Genomic DNA, 19,130 nt, shown 5'->3' on the forward strand with positions numbered 1-19,130 from the left:
ATGGTTCCTCCTTAAGGTTGGGTGGGCGTGGTATTTACCGGCAAACGGATGTGAACGGAATACCTGCCGCCAGTGCTTGTAAAAGTGATTTCGCCCTTATGCTGGCTGATGATTTTGTGGCAGGTCTTGAGGCCGATCCCGGTGCTATGGATTTCCTGGGCCTCCCTTTTAATAACATTCGTGATATCCATCAACAGCCAGCGGCCTTCAATCCTATACGCAGTAGTGACGGGCGCAGATGTATCGGCATACTTCGTAATGTTGGAGAAAAGATTATCGAATACCCGCCTGAAGGAGATCAGGTGAAGCTCCACGCGGAAAGGGACAGGGGACGGCTCCCATGCTACCTGGAAGCCGTGATTCTCCAGCAGCATCGACTGCTCATCGATTAACTGATCCATCAGCTGAATCCCATCGTAGGACTCGAACTCCAGGTCATTCTCCTCTGTGTTATACACGGTGAAGTACTCGAATAGCTTATCGGACAGATGCTTAATCTGATAGGCTTTTTCCCTGCTGTTATGAATGTATTTCGCTAACGCTTCCTGATCCTGATACTTCTTGTATTCGATGATGTCCAGGTAGCCGACCAATGCGGTGAGCGGTGTCCGCAGATCGTGGGACATGGCAGTGACCAGCTCGCTGTTGGCCAATCTGGCCTGCTCCTCGCTCTCCAGACGCTCGATGAATGACTTCCTCATCTCATTGATGCTCTGGGCCAGCGACGACAGCTCATCCTTCCCCTTGAGAGTAATCGGATAGTCCAGATTCCCGCCCTCCAGAATTTTAATCTCCTTCTCCAGCACGCCAATATAAGAGGTCTTCTTGTTGATGAAGAACAGAACCAGGACGATGAAGAAGATGAACGACAGAATCACACCGAGAATCGTAATGAGGTTGTAGTACTTGTATTCAAAAAAATACTCCATATACACCTGAGCAGCCGTATCCGCAAAGGTAACCGTGGAATACTGGGATTTGCTGAAAATGTTAGGGTCGGGCAGAAACCTCGTATTCTCGGTCTTGATCGTATACCCGTCCGTAGAGTAGAGGAATTGGTTGTCCTTATAGAGATAGAGATTCACGTACTTGGCGTCTCGGACCCATGCGGCTATCTTAGCGTCATCCTTAAGCGAAAGATGCTGCCCGGAGATATATGCTTGAAGTGCCGGAAGGGCGTGCTCTTCTTGCTTGTGAATGAACGAGCTTCTGGTCCGGTAATGCTCCAGCAGATCTTCGCCTGTGGACTGCAGCAGCAGGAATAATCCTGCAGAAGCCACGAACGAACCGATCAGGCACAGAATTAATTTCAGTTTCAGCCTGCTCAACCGTAGCTTATGATTCAATCCGGTACCCCTTTCCCCAGACGGTTCGGATGAACTTGGGATTCTGCGGGTCCTTCTCCAGCTTCATCCGCAGATTGCGGATATGAACCATCACCGTATTGTTGCAGCTGTAAAAGTAAGGCTCGCCCCACACACTCTCATACAGATTCTGCGCCGAGAAAATCTTATTGCGGTTGCCGGCCATCAGCGCCAGTAGCTTGTACTCAATTTCGGTTAGGGTCAGCTCCTTCCCATTCATCATGACCTCGTTAACAGCAGGATTAATGCTTAGTCCGTTGAAGGTGATCACATCTGAGGGGGCGGAGGTATCCTCCTTGCCTTTGTATACATAATACCGCCTAAGTAAGGCCTTCACCCGGGACACCAATTCGGTGTAGGAAAAGGGCTTGGACAGGTAGTCGTCACTTCCGGCCGAGAAGGCGAGCGTTTTGTCAGAGTCTTGAGTCTTAGCTGTCAGGAAAAGAATAGGCGCACTGGTCATCTCACGAATCTCCACGCAAGCCTTGAAGCCCGATTTCCGGGGCATCATAATATCGAGAATAATCAGATCGATGGTATCGTCTACTTTATTCACGGCATCTTCACCGTCTACAGCCTCAATGACACGGTATTGCTCGCTCTCCAGCAGCACCCGGACAATCTCCCGGATCTCGTGGTTGTCATCCGCTATAAGTATGGTTTTCGCAGGATTCATCATTCTTCCATCCCTCTCCTTTCCCGGGTACTCGTCGTGCTTACATTATAGATTGTCCATTGCGTTTAAACCACCGGATGACAGGCGACTTAAGAATTCTTAAGGAATTCCATGCCCGGATCTTAAGAATATTTACCTAAGCTGGTACTATCATAAGCCAGTGAAGAGAGGGATTCGAAATGGATGGGTTATTACACAAAAAGCGGGTCAGCAAGGTTCTCCTCGCTTGCGCAGGCCTTGTAACTACGATCATATTCATCAGATACCTGCCGGAGCTTCTGCGCCTGACGATGTCGCTGGATGCCTTCCGGGACTATATCCTTTCTACAGGAAAGCTAGGGCCGGTTATGCTGGTTCTCTTCCAGATTCTCCAGACGGTGATCGCGCCCTTACCGGGAGAGGTCGTTCAAATTGCCGGGGGATACATCTATGGAACAACGCTAGGGGCGGTCTACGTGACTGGGGGGATGATGCTGGGGGCGGTGATTGCCTTCTATTTCACCAGATTCCTGGGCGGGTCTTTCATTGAGCGGCTGCTGCAGAAGGATAAGTTCAAGTGGATGCGGGGGATGATGGATAATAAGAAATTCTCAATCTTCCTGTTCATTGTTTTCATTATTCCCGGATTCCCCAAGGATATGTTCATCTATGCCGCGGGATTGACGACGATGAAGCCCCTAAGATTCTTTATGATCCTGCTCTTTGCCAGATTCCCGTGGCTGCTGGCCTCCGTGAGCGTTGGGGCTAATATTTATGATAAGAATTATGGCCCCACCATCGTCATCTCCGTTATTTCAGTCATAGCCTTTATCTTGGGATTAATCTATAAGGACAAGCTGATTGACAAATTATCTTCCTTCAAAGGCGGCAAAAGCGGGTCGTAGCCTCAACATCTAGGAATGATGTCTGTAACTTGGACATAGAGTGGAACTACAGGAGGCGTTGCATATGGTTATCCAACTTAGTGTTGCTTTGGCTGCGGTTGCTTTTGTTGGACTGGTGATATTCGTGATTCTTACGCTGCGCAAGGGAATGACCACGCTCGGGGAGACCAACAAGACGCTGGGCGAGGTGAGAAATGCCATCCATGGATTGACGGGAGAGGCGACTCAGCTCATACACACGGCGAATCAGGTCACCCGGGATGTGAAGGGGAAGATCAAGACCATTGATCCGATCTTTGAATCTGCGCACAATGTGGGCGAAGTCATTCAGACGGTGACCGAGACCTTCAAGAAGAACGCTACCGACATCGGCCAAAGCTTGAACCAGGAGCCTGAGAAACCCACGGCTTCCGTCAAAAGCAAAAGCGGCCAGATCCGCGTCAATACGAAGTTTCAGTAACCTTTGTATCATTGATAAGAAGCGTCAGTTCCAGGCACCCCGGGCGGGTGTCTTTTTGTATGTAGTTATCATTACGCTGCAAAATAATCATTTTCTCATAATAGCGCATAATTGCAGGTGAACTGAGCAAATGATTGTTTCGACACTATTTGGCTCTCTGCTATGCTCGGGATATCCGACAGGTTCATTTCCGTCTACTTCAAGGGTTCGGATCAGCCGGGATAAGAGGAGGGCAGAACAGAAATTCCACGGTAACTTGCAAGCGGTTACAATAATATCTGCAACAACCTAAATCGGGAGGCCAATCTATGAAAAGAATCGTTGCAAAGGTAACCAGTATGACTTTGTTGTTCACTCTTGGACTCACTCTGCTATTCAGCGGGTGGGGGACTGCGGTGGTACATGCTGCGGGACTTACGGTAACAGGCAGTGGGGGCGGAAATGAAGCGGCATTTGTGGAGTGGTCACCAGTCAGTAATGCGTCAGGGTATAAGGTATATGTCAAGGCTGCAAGTGCAGCAGATTCCCAGTATCAGCAGCTCCATAATGAATTAATCCGCAGATATGCCTCCTACTGGAGAGCAGATGCCGTAGGATTGGCCGCTGGTAATTATGTGATGAAAGTCGAAGCTGTGCTGTCCGGCGGGGGGACGGCAAGTGCGGTTACGGGAACGCTGACTGTAGCGGCGTATGACCGGTCGGGGTTTTCTTTTTCCACAGCATCACCTTATGGTACAGGCTCTGGTGCTTATAATGACAATGGAACGCTGAGAAGCGGCGCACAGGTGCTGTATATCACCTCTCAGAACGCGCAGACCGTAACGCTTCCCGTAGTGGTCAGCAGCTCAGGTACAGTGCAGACGGGGACAGGGCTTGGCAGCATTCTCGCTCTCCGGCAAAAAGGCTATGACACCACCCCGCTCGCCATCCGGCTGATCGGAAAGGTGACAGCCGCCGACCTCAGCGGACAGCTGAACAGCAGCGGATATCTTGAGCTCAAAGGCAAAAACAATTATACGGAAATGAACATTACCCTCGAAGGAATAGGAAAAGATGCGTATGCCTACGGCTGGGGAATGCTGCTCAGGTATACCGGGAATGTAGAGGTAAGGAACCTGGGTGTGATGTTATTCCCGGATGACGGCATTTCCATGGATACAGGCAACGCGAATGTGTGGGTGCATAATAATGATATTTTCTACGGATCAGCGGGAAGTGACGCTGACCAGGTCAAAGGAGATGGCTCTACGGACCTCAAAAAAGGCTCCAGCTATATTACCATCTCGTATAACCACTATTTCGATTCCGGCAAAGCGGCTCTCGTCGGACTGAGCGAATCCGCCGAATTCTTCGTCACCTTCCACCATAACTGGTTCGATCATTCCGACTCCCGCCACCCGCGGATCAGAGTAGCTTCGGTCCATGTGTATAATAACTTCTATGACGGCGTATCCAAATACGGTGTAGGCGTGACGACTGGCTCTTCTGCCTTCGTGGAAAGTAATGTGTTCCGTAACGCTAAATATCCGATGCTGAGCTCCCAGCAGGGTACGGATGCACTGGGCGAAGGCACATTCTCCGGGGAGACTGGCGGGATGATTAAGGCCTACAATAACAGTATTACGGGTGCGTCCGGCCTTATCTATGCGAACTCCAATACCGGAACTGCTCCGGCAAATGCAGCCTCTCACGATGCTTACCTGGCCTCATCAAGAAGCGAAGCCGTTCCCGGCTCGTACAAAGCACTTGTCGGCGGAACAGCATATAACAACTTCGATACGAGCGTGGATACAGGCGTCAGCGCAGCTGCGGTGGATAGCGTAAGCGCAGTACAACAGAAAGTGACAGCGGGAGCGGGACGTCAAGGGGGCGGGGATTTCAGCTGGACTTTTAATAACGCTGTAGACGACACCTCCTATGCCCTCAACGCGCCGTTAATGTCGGCCATCCGAAGCTACACCTCAGGACTGGTGTCTGTGGGAGGCAATTCCGGCCCGGTAGGACCGACACCTGCACCAACAGCGACACCTGCGCCAACGGCAACACCGGTGCCAACAGCGACGCCGGTACCGACAGCAACACCAGTGCCAACGGTAACGCCTGTGCCAACAGCAACGCCTGCTCCGGGAGCGGCGGTTCACAATTTTACAACATCCGGCACATCAAGCAGCTTCTTCACCATTCAAGGCAACCTCTCCACCAGCAAGGGAACGGTACTCTACAACGGCCTGACCCTGACCCAATGTCTGAAAATCGAGAGCACCACCAGCATCCAGTTCACCGCCGCCAAGGCCTCAACGCTAACGTTAGTCTTCAACTCCGAGGGAACCAAGATTAAGGTGGATGGGACAAGCTATCCAATCACGAACGGCATAGCTACCGTCTCCCTTGCGGCTGGCGCGCATACGATTACGAAGGATAGTACGGCTAATTTGTATTATGTGGTGGTGGAATAAATAGGGGATTTCTTTCGCTGAACCGAACCGAATTAAGGCGACCTGTAGGGGTCGCCTTTTACTCTATTCTTTTACTCTATTAGTGATTTACTATACACTTTTAAACTTCGTATTATGTAGTAACATGATTTTTAAAAAAGGATTTAATTCCATCATATATAACAACTAATCCAATAATTAATGCCAAACTTCTTACCACAAACTCAGCAACATAGAGGTTCCCTTGGTATTGTGTTGAACTAAAGGTATGCCCTGTGATAAATCCTGGTGATACCATCACAAGCACACCTAAAACGACACTTGAAATTAAAAGCACGACTTTACTCACAAATATCCCCCTTTTTTATTCTTTAGATGTAAAATCAATTACTTTCTTTACTGTCAACCAAATCAATAATCTCTCGTATGTCCTGAATATCTAGAGCTTCTGCAATTCTAACGATATGACTGAAGCTAATGCTTTCTCGCTTACCATTGGCTAGTTCGCTTAATGCGGCGTGCCGGACCCTGGATATTCGGGACAACTCCCGCATCGAAATCTTATGCTGAGCAGTCAATTCAGATATTTTCACTACAATATTTTTCCCCACTGCAATTCCACCTTATCCTGAGCATTTGTTATCGGCTGTACACAGCTAAGCTCACCGTAAATAATTTAAGATTGGCACGCATGTGCGTACCGAGTTTCCTCTGTAATTATGCTACGCTGATGTATATCATAAATCTATAATGTAGCTTATAAAGGAGGCCCAATGCCCAACATTCTCGAATCGCTATATCATGGTAGTCTATTTCCTAGTGAAGATATAATCTCCAAGGACCCCAATTATCGTCCGCTTAATGGTCAGATCACCGAATCTCTCGAAGCTTGGAAGCAGAAGCTGTCCGTGAGCGAGTTCGAGGAACTGGAGTCTTTATTGGAGCTATATTCACAAGTGCAGGGAATGGATATGACGGCTGCATTTGTGTCAGGGTTCAAGGTCGGTGCTATGACGATGATAGAAGTGCTGGTAGAGTAAGAGACCTGGGTAAGTGGTTCTATGTTAAAAACAAACAGCTTTGCTCTTCAATAGCGGGTTATCCCTCCCCATACCGCCCCACCGCCATCTCCGCCGACTTCAGCATACGCTGCTTGAGCTGCTCGCCCTGGGTGATCTTCACGCGCAGGCCCAGGAAGCGGATGCGGGAGAGCAGGAACTCGCTGTCGTCTCTCATGTAGTGTACGGTGATGTGGTAGATCCCCGTAGCTTCATCGAAGGACACGGACTTATCGAAGCAGGAGAAGGTGGACAAGATCCGCGACAGCTCGGCATTGTAGACAGGAATGACCTGAATGCAGGCCGATTCTCTCAGACCGTCCAGGAGCCGGGCGATCCGGGCCTTGAGGCCATCTATCCGGTGGGCGGGGATGGGAGCAGGTTCGGCAGACACGATGTTCCGCAGCTTGGTGGACATGAGTGAGCGCTGCCGGGTGCTGTACCACTGCAGATACCACTCCCGCTTATACATATTGTACTCCAGCTTGTGAGGGAAGCCGGACGGATCGGTCCGTTCCCCGCCATGCTTGATCGCATACGTGATCTGAATTCCCTGATTCTCCATGATGATGCGGCGCAGGGGGCGGAGCAGCGGATGATAGACCTGGCGTTCCTTGCTGCGGGCTTTCTCGATAATGATCTCTCTTACTTCAATAGAAGCTTCGGCCTCCAGCAGGAAATTCAGTTTACGTAAGGTCTCCATTGAAAAAGCTTCAGCCGCCGCCGGATGCCCCAGCATCGTCCTCAGCCAGGAACGCTCCTGCGAGGTCAGCGCCAGGGAGCCTGCTTCCTCCAGGCGGGAGATGATCTGGAAGTTGAATATTTTCTCAAAGGGATTCATAGTAGCTCTTAATCTCCTTCCATTCCTCCATGAACTGCTTGCGCAGCCAGCGGGGCTCCAGAATCTCGCAGCTGGAGCCGAAGCTTCGCAGCCACGGCTTGATCTCAAAAATCTCGTTCACCATAATCTCGTACAGGAAGGTCGTATCGGATTCCTCCGTAATGGTTCCCCACTGCCCTTGCGCCTCCACCCGCTCCCGGATGAAGTTAGCGCCGGACCGGCTGGGATTATAGAATCGGACGGCCACCTTAACTGTACGGTTGGTATCCGTCACCCAGCTATACTCCAGCTGAGCCCCCAATTGCTGAAGTCTCTGCGCGAACTCCTCTTCTTCTACAGGCTCGCCCTCTTCAACCTGGGTCAGGCCGTCCATCCGCAGCTTCTTGATCCCCGTCCGGCTATGATAGCCGATCAGATACCAGCGCCCATACTGATGATCGTAGACGACACGCAGCGGAAGCAGACTGTCCGTAATCCCTGCCGATTCCCGCTCGAAGAGGGGGTTGGTATTCTGGGAGGTGTAGTTCATGCCTTTTTTTGGCGACAGATAGAGGAATTTGATTCTCCGGCGCTGCTGAACCGCCCCGAAAATCGTATAGAGATGCGCTTCATCCAGAATCCGTGAATGGTAATGGTATTTGTAGCGGTGGGTCTCTGTGGCTTCGGGAAGAATGCCCCTTATCCGCAGCGCCTTCTTCAAGGTGTCACGCAGCAAGTAGCCTTGGACAGACGGAATCTGCGTATTGGCAATGACATCTACATAATCGAACAGGTCGAGCAGCTCGTCATCCGTCAACTGGTCCAGCAGATCGTTGGCGGCTTTGTAACGGTAAGGGCGCTTGTCATTCACTCTTACAATCACGCCGACCTCCTCCAGGTATTTCAGGTCTCCCCGGATGGTCTTCTCGTCCGGCAGCGGCGAATCGGCAGGCATCTGGTCACAGCAGCCGTCGTGCAGCTCCTTGGCCGTCAGCTCCTTGCTCTGAAGTGCTGTTAACAGCAGCGTAAGCCGGATGCTCTCCGTCTCCTTCAGCGATTTGGCCCGGAAAAGGAACAGGAGCAGCGGATCGGCAGATTCATAGTAATTATAGCGAAGCCAATCGGATAGCTCGGTGCCTTGTTCTGCGGTCAGATCCTGCTGCAGGACGGTTACCATCTCTTTGAGATTGCGCAGCGTTTTGTCATAAGTATGTACGGAAATGCCGAGCCGCTCGGCGAATTGCTGCCTGCTGTAAGCGCCCCCGGCTAGTGACAGCATACGGAGAAACTGTATTTCTTTATCGAAGCTTTCCTTGGCCATATGTAACCCTCCAGCCTGTAACGCATTCATGAGTTGTAATAGTTAATACCTCTATTAAGCACCAGAGTTGCATGAAATGGAAGATTTTTGTCCGCCGCCATACTTACACCCTGTTCCACATTGGCAAAATGAGGGAAGATAAAGCCAGCGAAACCGACTTGGAACGGAGGGATGGCATGAACCCTATTAATACGCTCATTTATGAGCAATTGAAGCAGATTGAACAAGAGGAGCAAGTGACGATCCTCTATGCCTGTGAGTCAGGCAGCCGGGCGTGGGGATTCCCCTCGCAGGACAGTGATTATGATGTGCGGTTCATTTATGTGCATCGGCCAGAGTGGTACTTATCAATCTGGGATGCGCGGGATGTCATAGAGCGTCCTATTAACAAAATGCTGGATATTAGCGGCTGGGATCTGCGCAAAGCGCTGAAGCTGTTCCATAAATCCAACCCGCCGCTGCTGGAGTGGCTGCAGTCCCCGATCCAGTATGCTGAGAAGTTCAGTATGGCGGAGCAGCTCAGGAGGATCTCACCGTATACCTTTTCGCCGAAATCCTGTATGTACCATTACCTGAATATGGCCAAAGGCAACTACCGGGATTACCTCCAAGGGGAGCAGGTCAAGATCAAAAAATATTTCTACGTGCTGCGCCCGGTGCTGGCCTGTGAGTGGATTCACCTGTACGAGGAGATGCCGCCGATGGAGTTCGAGGTGCTGGTGGACCGGCTGATTCCAAGGGATAGTGAGCTGTGGCAGGTTGTGCAGCATTTGCTGGACCGGAAGAAGTCGGGAGAAGAGCTGGACCTGGAGCCGCGGCTGAGTGCGATTAACGAGTATTTGGAGGAGCAGCTGCAAGCGCTGGAGCAGACAGCGGCGGCATATCTCAGTGCTAGGACGGACAATCGGAATGGGCAGCTTGATGCTCTGTTCCGGGATGCTTTGCAGGAAGTGTGGGGGTTGAATTTAAACTAAATAGATTGAACTAAATAATTTGAGTTAAGGGAAAAGTGGCGGAGGGGAATTTTGGAACTGGAGGAGCGTTAGCGACCGCCTGAAAGCTTTCCGTAGGAAAGCTCACTTCGGAAGCATCAGCTGTCTGCGGATTTCCACCGCGAAAAGCGGTATAAATCTAGAAATCTGCAGACAACAGCGGCCGGAAGTCCAAAACTTCTCTGTAGTGACGACTTAACTTTAAGTTAGGCTTGGCTGATAAAGAACGACCGACAGGAGGAAGACAATCATGGCTATTGTACAACTGAGATCAACGAACCCGCAGCTGAGCTTCATCATTAAAAAGAATCCGCAGAGCGGCATGCAGCTTCGCCCGGTCCGCCAGGGTATCGCTTACGGCTGGTATTCGGATGAGGCTACCTATAATGTGTATTTTAAGGACGCTGACAATGAGGTCTCCTATAAAAAGAACGAAGGCGAGAGCTTCGAGTACCTCAATGTCTCCCGCTATTACACTCCGTTATTCCCGCTGAATGCGGTGAATGAGTTCTTCACTGCACCTTTCAAGGCGCGGGATGAACGGGATGCGGAGGGGTATGAGCACTCTTTTACCATCCAGATGATTCATGTCGAGCGGCTGCATTATATCCGGTTCTTCGAGCAGCATCTGAAGGATTATACGTTCACCCTGGAACACCAGGCGCATAAGAGCTATTCCCTGACCATTACTACGCAGCTAAGCTTATATCACCTCCTGCATGTGGTCAGTGTGCTGTCATTGTTCTTATCTATCTTTGGGGATGAGTATATCGATATTTCGGACCGGATTCTGGACAAATATATCCGCAGTCTGAATGTGATGGATGCCCCCTTCTACATCCGCAGCCTATTCGCCCGAAATCTCCTGAAGACCCGGGAGCAGTTCAAGCGGTATAAGGCGGCGGTCGAGCAAACGGAGCTGTACCCGATCGGTCTGGAGTATGGCAGCACGGCGATGCAGCGGCGGACGTTCATCTCGGGTGTGCTTCCGTTTGATAAGCCTATTCTGGATATCGGCTGCGGGGAAGGCTTTTACGCCATTCCGTATGCCGGGAAGATTGAGGGCGCTTATTATGCGGTGGACATCAACGAGGAGCTGCTGGAGGTTGTGAACCGGAAGGCAAAGGCCAAGGAGCTCGACAACATCGTCACCTTCCGCTCGCTGGAGCATTTCCTGGAGCTCTACAACGGAGAGCAGGTGGATGTCATTCTGACCGAGGTGGTGGAGCATATGAGTGAGACGGAAGCGGCTGCGCTGATCCGGCAGATCATCCGCCATGTGGATTTCGGGCAGCTTATTGTGACTACGCCGAATGCGGACTTCAATCCTTACTATGAGCTGGAAGGCTTCCGGCATGAAGATCACAAGTGGGAAAAAGGCCAGGCGGCGTTCCAGGAGTGGCTGACGGCCGCCCTGCAAGGGCTGGGCGTAGAAGCCGAATTCTCGCTCGTGGGCGACCGGGTGGGCGAGATCCGCACCACACAGAGCGCAATTGTGCGCAGACAGGAGGGTTAGACCATGGACATTCAGACGAAGGTACACACGATATTCATGCTGGTGGGTGCGACGGAGTGCGGGAAGTCTACTTTTGCCAAAGAGGTACTGATCCCCCAGCTTAAGCTTGCGGATAGCAACACAGGTCTGCGCACAAATGTGCAGTACCTCTCCTCAGACCTCATCCGTCAAGAGATCTTAGGCTATGACTACGATAAATACGACCAGGTCATGCTGGAGGCCAGCTCGCATACGTTCGTGTTGTTGTTCGAGCGGCTGAAGCGGATCACCTCCTGGCCGATTAATGCGGAGTTTGTCATTATGGATACGATTGGTCTCGCGGAGGATTATCGGAGTAAGGTGCGGGCGATTGCCCAGGAGAACCAGTATAATCTGGAGGTCATTCTGTTCGATTACCGCAAGCGGGAGGATTATTATGCCTCAGAGCGCTCGAAGAAGCTGATCTCCAGCCACCTGAACCGGCTGCGCCGCGAAGTGCTGCCTGTGTTGTCCCGCGAGGGCTACCATAGTATTCATAAGGTGCGGGCCAAGGATTTTCTGCTGGAAGGTGTTGAAGGTACTGAAGGTTCTGGGGAAAAGTTGCCGAACCCGGATTACCGGGTGCACATTCAGGATTGGGAGGCCTATGCCGCTGCTGTGCTTCCGCAGGAACAGGAATACATCGTAGTCGGAGACGTACACGAGTGTGTTCAAGAGCTGCAAGGGCTGCTGCGCAGCTACGGCTACCGGATTGAAGAAGGGATGCTAAGTGCTACGGATAAGCTGAAGAATACACGGATTATCCTGGCGGGCGACTGGATCGATAAGGGCAAGCAGACCCGGGAGATTACAGAATTCCTGTATGACAACCGTGAGCATTTTCTGCTGGTGATGGGCAACCATGAGAATTTCGTCTACAAGTACCTGCGCGGCGAGATTCAGGGTACCGACCCGGAGTTGTTAAGAACGTATTTTGATTCGACCCAGGTGTTACAGGAAGATGCGGAGCTTCACCGTAAATTCGAAGTGCTGGTGGAGAGTGCCAAGCCCTTTTACCGCTATATAGGGATGCGGGGCCCTTCCTTCTATGTAACCCACGCTCCTTGCCGCAACAAATACATCGGGAAGCTGGATGCGTATTCGCAGCGCCATCAGCGCAACTTCCGGTTGGACCGTGAATCTGCTTACGAGCAGCAGCTTGAGTTCCTGAAGGAGGAGGCGGAGGGGAATCATCCGTTTCACCTGTTCGGACATATTGCCGCCAAGCAGACGTTCCGCATCAAGAACAAGCTTCATCTGGACACGGGAGCCGTGCACGGGAACGGGCTGACTTCAGTCCAAATAACGTTCAAGCCATTCTACAAAAGCCATAAATCCCGGCAGCAGCTATTTCAGGAGGATTTGCCGGTTCTCTTCCGCGAAGTGAATACGGTCTCTGTGGAGGAGTTGGATGCGGAGTCCATACGCAGGCTGCATTACTCCTCGCAGAATAAGGTCAACTTCATCTCCGGGACGATGTCGCCTGCGGATAAGGATGAAGTAGAAGGCGAGCTGGAGTCGCTGCGCAAGGGTCTGGATTACTTTGCCGAACGCGGGGTACATGAGGTGGTCCTTCAGCCTAAATATATGGGATCGCGCTGCACGGTGTATCTGTACCGGGACGTAGAGCATTGCTACGCGGTTAGCCGTAACGGCTATAAGGTCAAGGCTGTAGATTTGACGCCAGTCTATGAAGGCCTGCTGGAGCGGTTCGAAATATATATGGCGGAGCAAGGCATCCGTGTGCTGGTGCTGGACGGGGAGCTTCTGCCCTGGAAGGCGCTGGGGGAAGGGCTGATTGAACGCCAGTTCCAGCCGATTGGGCGGGCACTGGAGAACGAGCTTGCGTTCCTGAGAGAGCACGGGTTCGAGGATTCGCTCGGTGAGTTGATCCAGGCGTATGAAGCCAGCGGATTCGAACAGGATCAGCATCACCTGACCAAAGAAGCGCTTAGCACCAGCTACGGCGCTCACGTATATCAGACATATAAGCATGTCCGCAGTATCCGGGATGCCTATGTGGGACTCGACCAGCGGGACGAAGCGTACCGGGTATATAAACAGCAGTTGGAATTGTATGCCGGAGATGCGGAGCTGGACTATAAGCCTTTTGCCATCCTGAAGGAAGTGCTGGAGAGCGGGAAGGACCGGGTGCCTGAGGGGATAACCTCGGAGCAGTACCGCTTCCTGAATGACGACGAGATCCTGGTGCTGGACCTTCAGGAGCCGGAGGCTTACAGCCGGGCTGAGGACTATTTCGCCGCCATAACCATTGAGCAGAAAATGGAGGGGATCGTCATCAAGCCGGAGCGCGAGCAGCCGGGAGTGGTCCCTTACTTGAAGGTCCGTAATCCGGGTTACCTGTCGATTATTTACGGCTACGACTACAGATTCCCGCACAAGTATGCCAAGCTGATGAAGCAGAAGAATATCGCACCTAAGCTGCGTACTTCCCTGGCTGAGCATCGGCTGGGTAAGCAGATGCTGGAGATTAAGCTGGAGGATATTTCGGCGGACAACAGCGACTATAAGCAGATTGCCGCGAACCTGTTGTTCGAGGTGACGAAGGAGAAGGAGATTGATCCGAGGCTCTAAAAGGATCGTCAGGCAGGCTGCCGGGAAGCTCCCGGCAGTCTTCTTCGTGCGTCCGGCTGGCCGCAGGCAGCGCTCTGATGAAACAAAACGCCGGATTCCTGCAAGTAAACGCAGAATGATGGTCAAGTCTCTTTTAAGATAATAATATGGGTGTTGAGAGGAGGCAGTGACAGTTGGAGATTAGATTTGAAGCAGACCCAGGCATGGATCGGGGATGGGCCAAGGTGGTCACTCATCCGGCGGAACAGGAACAATGGAAGAAACTTGAGACTGCGATTCAGGCGGCAGAGAAGCGGATCACCGTCATCAATGCCGGCAATAACCGCCAGGTCACTGTGGAAGCCGGCAAGGTTGCAGCTGTAGAGGCGGAGGGCCGGATGTGCAGTGTGCGGCTCATTACCGGGGAGATGTACCTGCTCAACACGAGACTGAAGTTCGCGCTGGAGGTGCTGGATACGCCCGGGTTCATTAAGATCAACAATCAGACCATTATAAATACCCGCTATATCAAAGAATTCTCGGCAACCGCTAATGCACGGGTGGAAGTCCGGCTGACAGATAATACTTTCTATACTGTCAGCCGTTACTATATCAATGATTTTAGGAGGAATTATCATGGCTAATCAGATCAGGCAAGGATTCTTTCAGGTATTTACTCTTACGTCGCTTTGGGTCACGCTGCTGTTAACGGTGTTCTTCAGAGATCAGCCGGTGGAGATGTTGTATCTGTGGCGTCTGGCGGGTATTGCCGCTGTAGCTGCCGTAATATTCGGGGTTATGTATAATATGCTGTGGAATCACTTCACGCTGAAGCCGCTGTGGAATATCCTGATCGGTTCACTGCTCAGCATTACCGGCGGAATGGGCATGGTATGGCTTTTCTCCATCGAGATGTTCGATTCTATCAGCGCCTGGTGGCCTGGAATGCTGCTGTTATCCGTCATCCTGCATACGATTGCGTTCTACTTCTATGCCAGAGCGAACAGCAGGAAGTCAGCGGAAGAGCTGAATAGGATTTTGAAGTAGTCGGAGAGCACGCTTAGCCGGGGTTGCAGACTTGAAGTATACATTAAAAGAAGAAGGAGAGCACCCCGTGGGTCAGCTCTCCTTCTTCGTATCTATCTATGCCGTTCCTCGGATCGGCGTGAAGTTAACCCATCACAACCAGCACTTCGTTCTCTGTAGCCATCCGGGACACTGGAATCAGGTTGCCTTCGATCTCCTCGCCGTTGATGACGATGCGGGAGACGCCTTTCTGGACGCCGTTTTTGTTCTCGACCTGGATGTTCAGCTTCTTCCCGCGGAATTCGCGCACCATGGAGAAGTTGGTCCAGTCCGAAGGGACACACGGGTCCAGACGCAGGCCGTCCTTCTGGGGCTGAACGCCCATAATGCCCTCTGCCAGTGAGACCATAACAGTGGAGGCCGTGCCGGTCAGCCAGTGGACATGGGCTCGACCCTGATACGGGCTGTCCTTGGATTCCACGAATTGGCCGTGAACGTAAGGCTCCAGCTTGCGGACCTCCGCATTCTCGTTCATGGTGGCCGGGCTGCAGTTCAGGAAATACTCGAACGCGCGTTCACCGTTGCCGATCACTGTCTCCGCCAGGATAAGCCAGCCCTGCGGCTGACTGAAGATGCCGCCGTTCTCCTTCGTTGAGGCATTGAACAGCGCCATCAGTGCTACCGGCAAGCCGTATTTGCGGAATGGCGGGTAGAACAGCATCGTGCCGTAATCGGTCCGCAGATTGTCATAGACCTTGTCCATAGCTAGCTTGGCCTGATCCGGGCGGGCCGCGCCGCTGAGCACCGACCAGCTCTGCGGATTGAGCCAGATTCGGCCTTCATCGTTCTCCCAGGAGCCGATGGTATAGTTATCCTCGGTGAAGCCTCGGACGAACTGATCGTTCTCCCAGGCATACTTCTGGATGTTGCTGTCCAGCTCCTCCAGCAGCCCTTGGGCCCATGCCGTATCCTCTGGCTTGTTCTTGTTCTCCGCGATATCCATGAATACCTTGAAGCCCATGTACAGCTGGAAGGCCACGAATAGGGATTCGCCCTTGGCGCCAAGCCGCAGACAATCGTTCCAGTCGGCATGGAGGCCGACCGGCATCCCGTGCGCGCCCATCCGGTCCAGGCTGAATTGAAGCGCCTGCCGCAGATGCTCATACACCGTTGCTTCGCCCTGATCTGAATAAGGAATGACCTCATCGGTGAAGTCCCAGTTCCCGCTCTCATTCAGGTACTTGATAACTGTCGGGAACAGCCACAGGGCATCGTCGGCCCGGTAGTGCGGATGTCCGGTCTCCCGCACATACTCAGGGTCGTCAGGTGTTCCCTCATGGCCCGGGTTATGGTCGAATTTCACCAGCGGCAGCCCGCCGCCGTTGGATACCTGGGCAGAGATCATCAGCCGCAGGCGTTCGAGAGCCATCTCATGGTCCAGATGGATAATCCCCTGGATGTCCTGCACCGTATCCCGGTAGCCGAGCCCGTTGCGCAGGCCGGAGTACTGGAAGGAGGCGGCACGCGACCAGATGAAGGTGATGAAGCACTGATATGCGTTCCAGGTGTTGATCATATGGTTCAGATTACTGCTTGGAGTCTGCACCTGGAAGCGGTTAAGCTTGCTGTGCCAGAAGGTCTTCAGTTCTTCAAGCTCCCGGTCTACCACGGACAAATCCTGATAGTGGCTAAGAATGCCGGAGGCTCCCTCTTCATCATATTGTCCCAACAGGAAGGCAATTTCCTTCTCTTCTCCCGGTTGCAGCTCTACATTCATCTGCAGGGCACCGCATGCATTGGCATTATAGTTCAGTGAGTTCGAGCATTGTCCGTTCTCCACGGAGAGCGGATTCCCGTAGCTGCGGTAATCTCCAAGGAATGTATCGCGGTCCCCGTCATAACCGGCCACCTCTGCTCCGGCCGCGCCGAAGAATCTCCAGGTCTGTTCTCCCGCGATATTTTCATTGATGACTTGAAGAATTTTATCGTGCTTGAAGTAGGTCCGGGAAATAAACAGCGTGTATTGCAGGTTCACGGTATCCTGCTCATAGTTGTTGTCATTGGTGAATTCGGCGAAGCCGAAGAGAGCCAGCTTACGCGGAGTGGTGCCATCATTGCGGATCTTCATGCGCCATACCTCATAGGTCTTGTTCAGCGGTACATAGTATAAGGACTCGGTATGAATGTTGTCATAATCTGAGACGATGTTCGTGTATCCGGTTCCATGATGGCAGACGGATTTGTATTGCTCCAGATCCTTGCCTACCGGCTGCCAGGAGCCGGACCAATAATCACCGTTCTCCAGGTCTTTGATATAAATGTAGCGCCCAGGCTCGTCCTTGGAGTTGAAATGATAGCGGATATGTCGTCCGTTGGCCCCGGATTTCACGAAGCTGTAGCCTCCGGCATTGCCTGAGATAATCGCACCGTATTCCGGTGAACCGAGGTAGTTGGCCCAAGGAGCAGGCGTATTCGGCTTCGTAATCAGATACTCTTTGTTCTTGTCGTCAAAATGACCGTATTGCATAACCATTCCTCCTCATGATAGATGACAGGCAGGGTTATGAACGCGCGTTTATAAACGACCGAAGAATCCCGCCTACTTCCATTATAAGACAATAATGGTCTGACAATATAGCCTATATTTGAGAAAAAAACAAACAGTAGAGTCTTTCTATAGCAGTTTCCTATATTTGAACGGGAGCATGGTGCTGATAAGATCAAGAGGAAGGAGGATTGCAAGATGAGTGTGAAGCAATGGTCTGAAGCTACAATATCCTATGATCTAAATGGTGAATGGTCTATCCGTAGAGCAGAGCCCGGGGAGTGGGGCGTATATTGCTCCGTCTACTATAACATGAAGTATAGCGGTTTTTTTAGAGAGGAAAGCTATGCGAATCCGCGAAGGAATGCCTTTTGGATATACAAGGGGGAGAGTAAAATCGGCGGAGTCCGGATGTCCCCGAATGTGATCTACCATCTCTTTGTAATCCCGCCCTTTAACGATTCATTTGGAGTATTGAAGCAGCTTAAAGCACTGTTGATTCAGTGGTCTGACCGGAAGGAGCCTGTACGCACCTATGAGATTCTGCCGGATCAGGTTCAGCTGTATGCCCGGGCAGGCTTCTGGCCGGATGAATTCAGGTGCCGCTGGATGCAGCGGCCTACAGAATATTTTCACATCAAATGGGAGGATGATCTGAGGATAGAGAGTCCAGAAGTGGAAGGAACTGAGGACGGAGGCAAACGGTTCATCCTTGCAGAAGAGATTGCCCGTTGTGATTTTGAGAGTTTTAGAGGCGGACTGGATGCAATCCGGAGGAAGCAATTTGCTTTAGAAGATTTTATACCCGGTGAAGATCCTAATTATTCCAATGAAATATTGATACAGGCTTCCACGCTGGTATTCGATAACACCACTGATCAGCTCATTGCCAACTGCCGGCTGTGTCTGCAGGATCATGTGGCGGCAGTCTACAGCATCGGCGTTAACCCCGCCTATCGGGGAAAAGGGCTGGCTACACGCATGCTGCAAAGAGCCCTCACCACTCTAAAGGGAACGTATCCGCTGCTGAGATTGTATGTAATGGAGGGAAATGTTGCGGAATCTGTGTACTATAATCTCGGGTTTAAGTCCGGGGTGCAGGAGATTCAGAAGATGTATATCCCGGTGGATTAACGCAAATAAGCGATCCGCAAGATCAGCGAAGGCACCCTTAGGGGTGTCTTTTTTTAGCTATAAAAATGAATGGAAACACAAAGAAAAGGGATCTTTCGCAATTATGCAATGATTTTTGTCACAATAAAGGAGAATTGTAGAGTTAATGTAGAGGTCTGTCGGATAGTATTAGAAACTAAGAGATTATGATACACAACCTGTCGGTATCCGTATCGCACGATTTGGTGAACGCCTGCATAAGAAGGGAGGAAAGTACAGGTAACAGGCAAGCGGTCTATGAATAATAGGAAGTGTCGGCTGATCCCAT

Annotated in this window: 17 protein-coding genes; 10 read left to right on the top strand and 7 right to left on the bottom strand. The window is 51.6% G+C overall.

Translation table 11 applies throughout. The features are described 5' to 3' along the window. Positions 1-11: 11 nt before the first annotated feature. Positions 12-1,346: a HAMP domain-containing sensor histidine kinase gene (locus NSS83_RS20830; RefSeq protein WP_341346383.1), complete on the bottom strand. Its 1,335-nt coding sequence runs from the start codon at positions 1,344-1,346 to the stop codon at positions 12-14. Continuing rightward, entirely contained in the window at positions 1,336-2,043 is a 708-nt protein-coding gene (locus NSS83_RS20835) for a response regulator transcription factor (protein WP_341183062.1), read from the bottom strand. Before NSS83_RS20835 ends, NSS83_RS20830 begins: the two co-directional genes overlap by 11 nt. A 176-nt stretch (positions 2,044-2,219) precedes the next feature. Between NSS83_RS20835 and NSS83_RS20840 the strand changes: the two genes are divergently transcribed. From NSS83_RS20840 to NSS83_RS20850, 3 genes are all read left to right on the top strand, one after another. Beyond that, the gene (locus NSS83_RS20840; protein WP_341346384.1) at positions 2,220-2,924 is read left to right on the top strand and encodes a VTT domain-containing protein; all 705 of its coding nucleotides are present in this window, start codon (positions 2,220-2,222) and stop codon (positions 2,922-2,924) included. Positions 2,925-2,988: 64 nt separating this feature from the next. After that, positions 2,989-3,384, top strand: a complete 396-nt coding sequence (locus NSS83_RS20845; RefSeq protein ID WP_341183060.1) for a DUF948 domain-containing protein — start codon at positions 2,989-2,991, stop codon at positions 3,382-3,384. Positions 3,385-3,692: 308 nt separating this feature from the next. Further along, the gene (locus NSS83_RS20850; protein WP_341183059.1) at positions 3,693-5,840 is read left to right on the top strand and encodes a pectate lyase; all 2,148 of its coding nucleotides are present in this window, start codon (positions 3,693-3,695) and stop codon (positions 5,838-5,840) included. Between the two features lie 112 nt (positions 5,841-5,952). Here NSS83_RS20850 and NSS83_RS20855 read toward each other — a convergent pair whose 3' ends face one another. Together NSS83_RS20855 and NSS83_RS20860 are read right to left on the bottom strand one after the other, a co-directional pair. Then, on the bottom strand, positions 5,953-6,168 hold the full coding sequence (locus NSS83_RS20855; protein WP_341183058.1) for a hypothetical protein: 216 nt from the start codon (positions 6,166-6,168) through the stop codon (positions 5,953-5,955). A 34-nt stretch (positions 6,169-6,202) separates the two neighbouring features. Next, positions 6,203-6,430 (bottom strand): helix-turn-helix transcriptional regulator, encoded by a 228-nt coding sequence (locus NSS83_RS20860; protein ID WP_341183057.1) that lies wholly within the window; start codon positions 6,428-6,430, stop codon positions 6,203-6,205. A 162-nt stretch (positions 6,431-6,592) separates the two neighbouring features. Between NSS83_RS20860 and NSS83_RS20865 the strand changes: the two genes are divergently transcribed. Then, entirely contained in the window at positions 6,593-6,859 is a 267-nt protein-coding gene (locus NSS83_RS20865; RefSeq protein ID WP_341183056.1) for a DUF6809 family protein, read from the top strand. Between the two features lie 58 nt (positions 6,860-6,917). On the opposite strand, the gene NSS83_RS20870 is transcribed toward NSS83_RS20865, so the two are convergent. Together NSS83_RS20870 and NSS83_RS20875 are read right to left on the bottom strand one after the other, a co-directional pair. Then, the gene (locus NSS83_RS20870) at positions 6,918-7,718 is read right to left on the bottom strand and encodes a WYL domain-containing protein (protein ID WP_341346385.1); all 801 of its coding nucleotides are present in this window, start codon (positions 7,716-7,718) and stop codon (positions 6,918-6,920) included. Next, positions 7,705-9,018, bottom strand: coding sequence for a WYL domain-containing protein (locus NSS83_RS20875; protein ID WP_341346386.1), 1,314 nt, complete (start codon positions 9,016-9,018; stop codon positions 7,705-7,707). Before NSS83_RS20875 ends, NSS83_RS20870 begins: the two co-directional genes overlap by 14 nt. A gap of 176 nt (positions 9,019-9,194) precedes the next feature. On the opposite strand from NSS83_RS20875, the gene NSS83_RS20880 reads away from it, so the two are divergent. The 5 genes from NSS83_RS20880 to NSS83_RS20900 all read left to right on the top strand — a co-directional run bounded on the left by NSS83_RS20880 (position 9,195) and on the right by NSS83_RS20900 (position 15,165). Then, the gene (locus tag NSS83_RS20880; protein ID WP_341346387.1) at positions 9,195-9,992 is read left to right on the top strand and encodes a nucleotidyltransferase domain-containing protein; all 798 of its coding nucleotides are present in this window, start codon (positions 9,195-9,197) and stop codon (positions 9,990-9,992) included. Between the two features lie 268 nt (positions 9,993-10,260). After that, entirely contained in the window at positions 10,261-11,526 is a 1,266-nt protein-coding gene (locus NSS83_RS20885) for a class I SAM-dependent methyltransferase (protein WP_341346388.1), read from the top strand. Positions 11,527-11,529: 3 nt separating this feature from the next. Then, positions 11,530-14,139, top strand: coding sequence for a metallophosphoesterase (locus NSS83_RS20890; RefSeq protein WP_341183051.1), 2,610 nt, complete (start codon positions 11,530-11,532; stop codon positions 14,137-14,139). A 173-nt stretch (positions 14,140-14,312) separates the two neighbouring features. Further along, positions 14,313-14,762, top strand: coding sequence for a LytTR family DNA-binding domain-containing protein (locus tag NSS83_RS20895; RefSeq protein ID WP_341183050.1), 450 nt, complete (start codon positions 14,313-14,315; stop codon positions 14,760-14,762). After that, entirely contained in the window at positions 14,755-15,165 is a 411-nt protein-coding gene (locus NSS83_RS20900) for a hypothetical protein (RefSeq protein ID WP_341183049.1), read from the top strand. Before NSS83_RS20895 ends, NSS83_RS20900 begins: the two co-directional genes overlap by 8 nt. Before the next feature lie 124 nt (positions 15,166-15,289). On the opposite strand, the gene NSS83_RS20905 is transcribed toward NSS83_RS20900, so the two are convergent. Continuing rightward, positions 15,290-17,671 (bottom strand): N,N'-diacetylchitobiose phosphorylase, encoded by a 2,382-nt coding sequence (locus tag NSS83_RS20905; RefSeq protein ID WP_341346389.1) that lies wholly within the window; start codon positions 17,669-17,671, stop codon positions 15,290-15,292. Positions 17,672-17,887: 216 nt separating this feature from the next. Here NSS83_RS20905 and NSS83_RS20910 point away from each other — a divergent pair, with 216 nt between their 5' ends. After that, on the top strand, positions 17,888-18,823 hold the full coding sequence (locus NSS83_RS20910; RefSeq protein ID WP_341183047.1) for a GNAT family N-acetyltransferase: 936 nt from the start codon (positions 17,888-17,890) through the stop codon (positions 18,821-18,823). Positions 18,824-19,130 lie beyond the last annotated feature (307 nt).

Source organism: Paenibacillus sp. FSL H3-0469, assembly GCF_038051945.1.
Lineage (GTDB): Bacteria > Bacillota > Bacilli > Paenibacillales > Paenibacillaceae > Paenibacillus_AQ.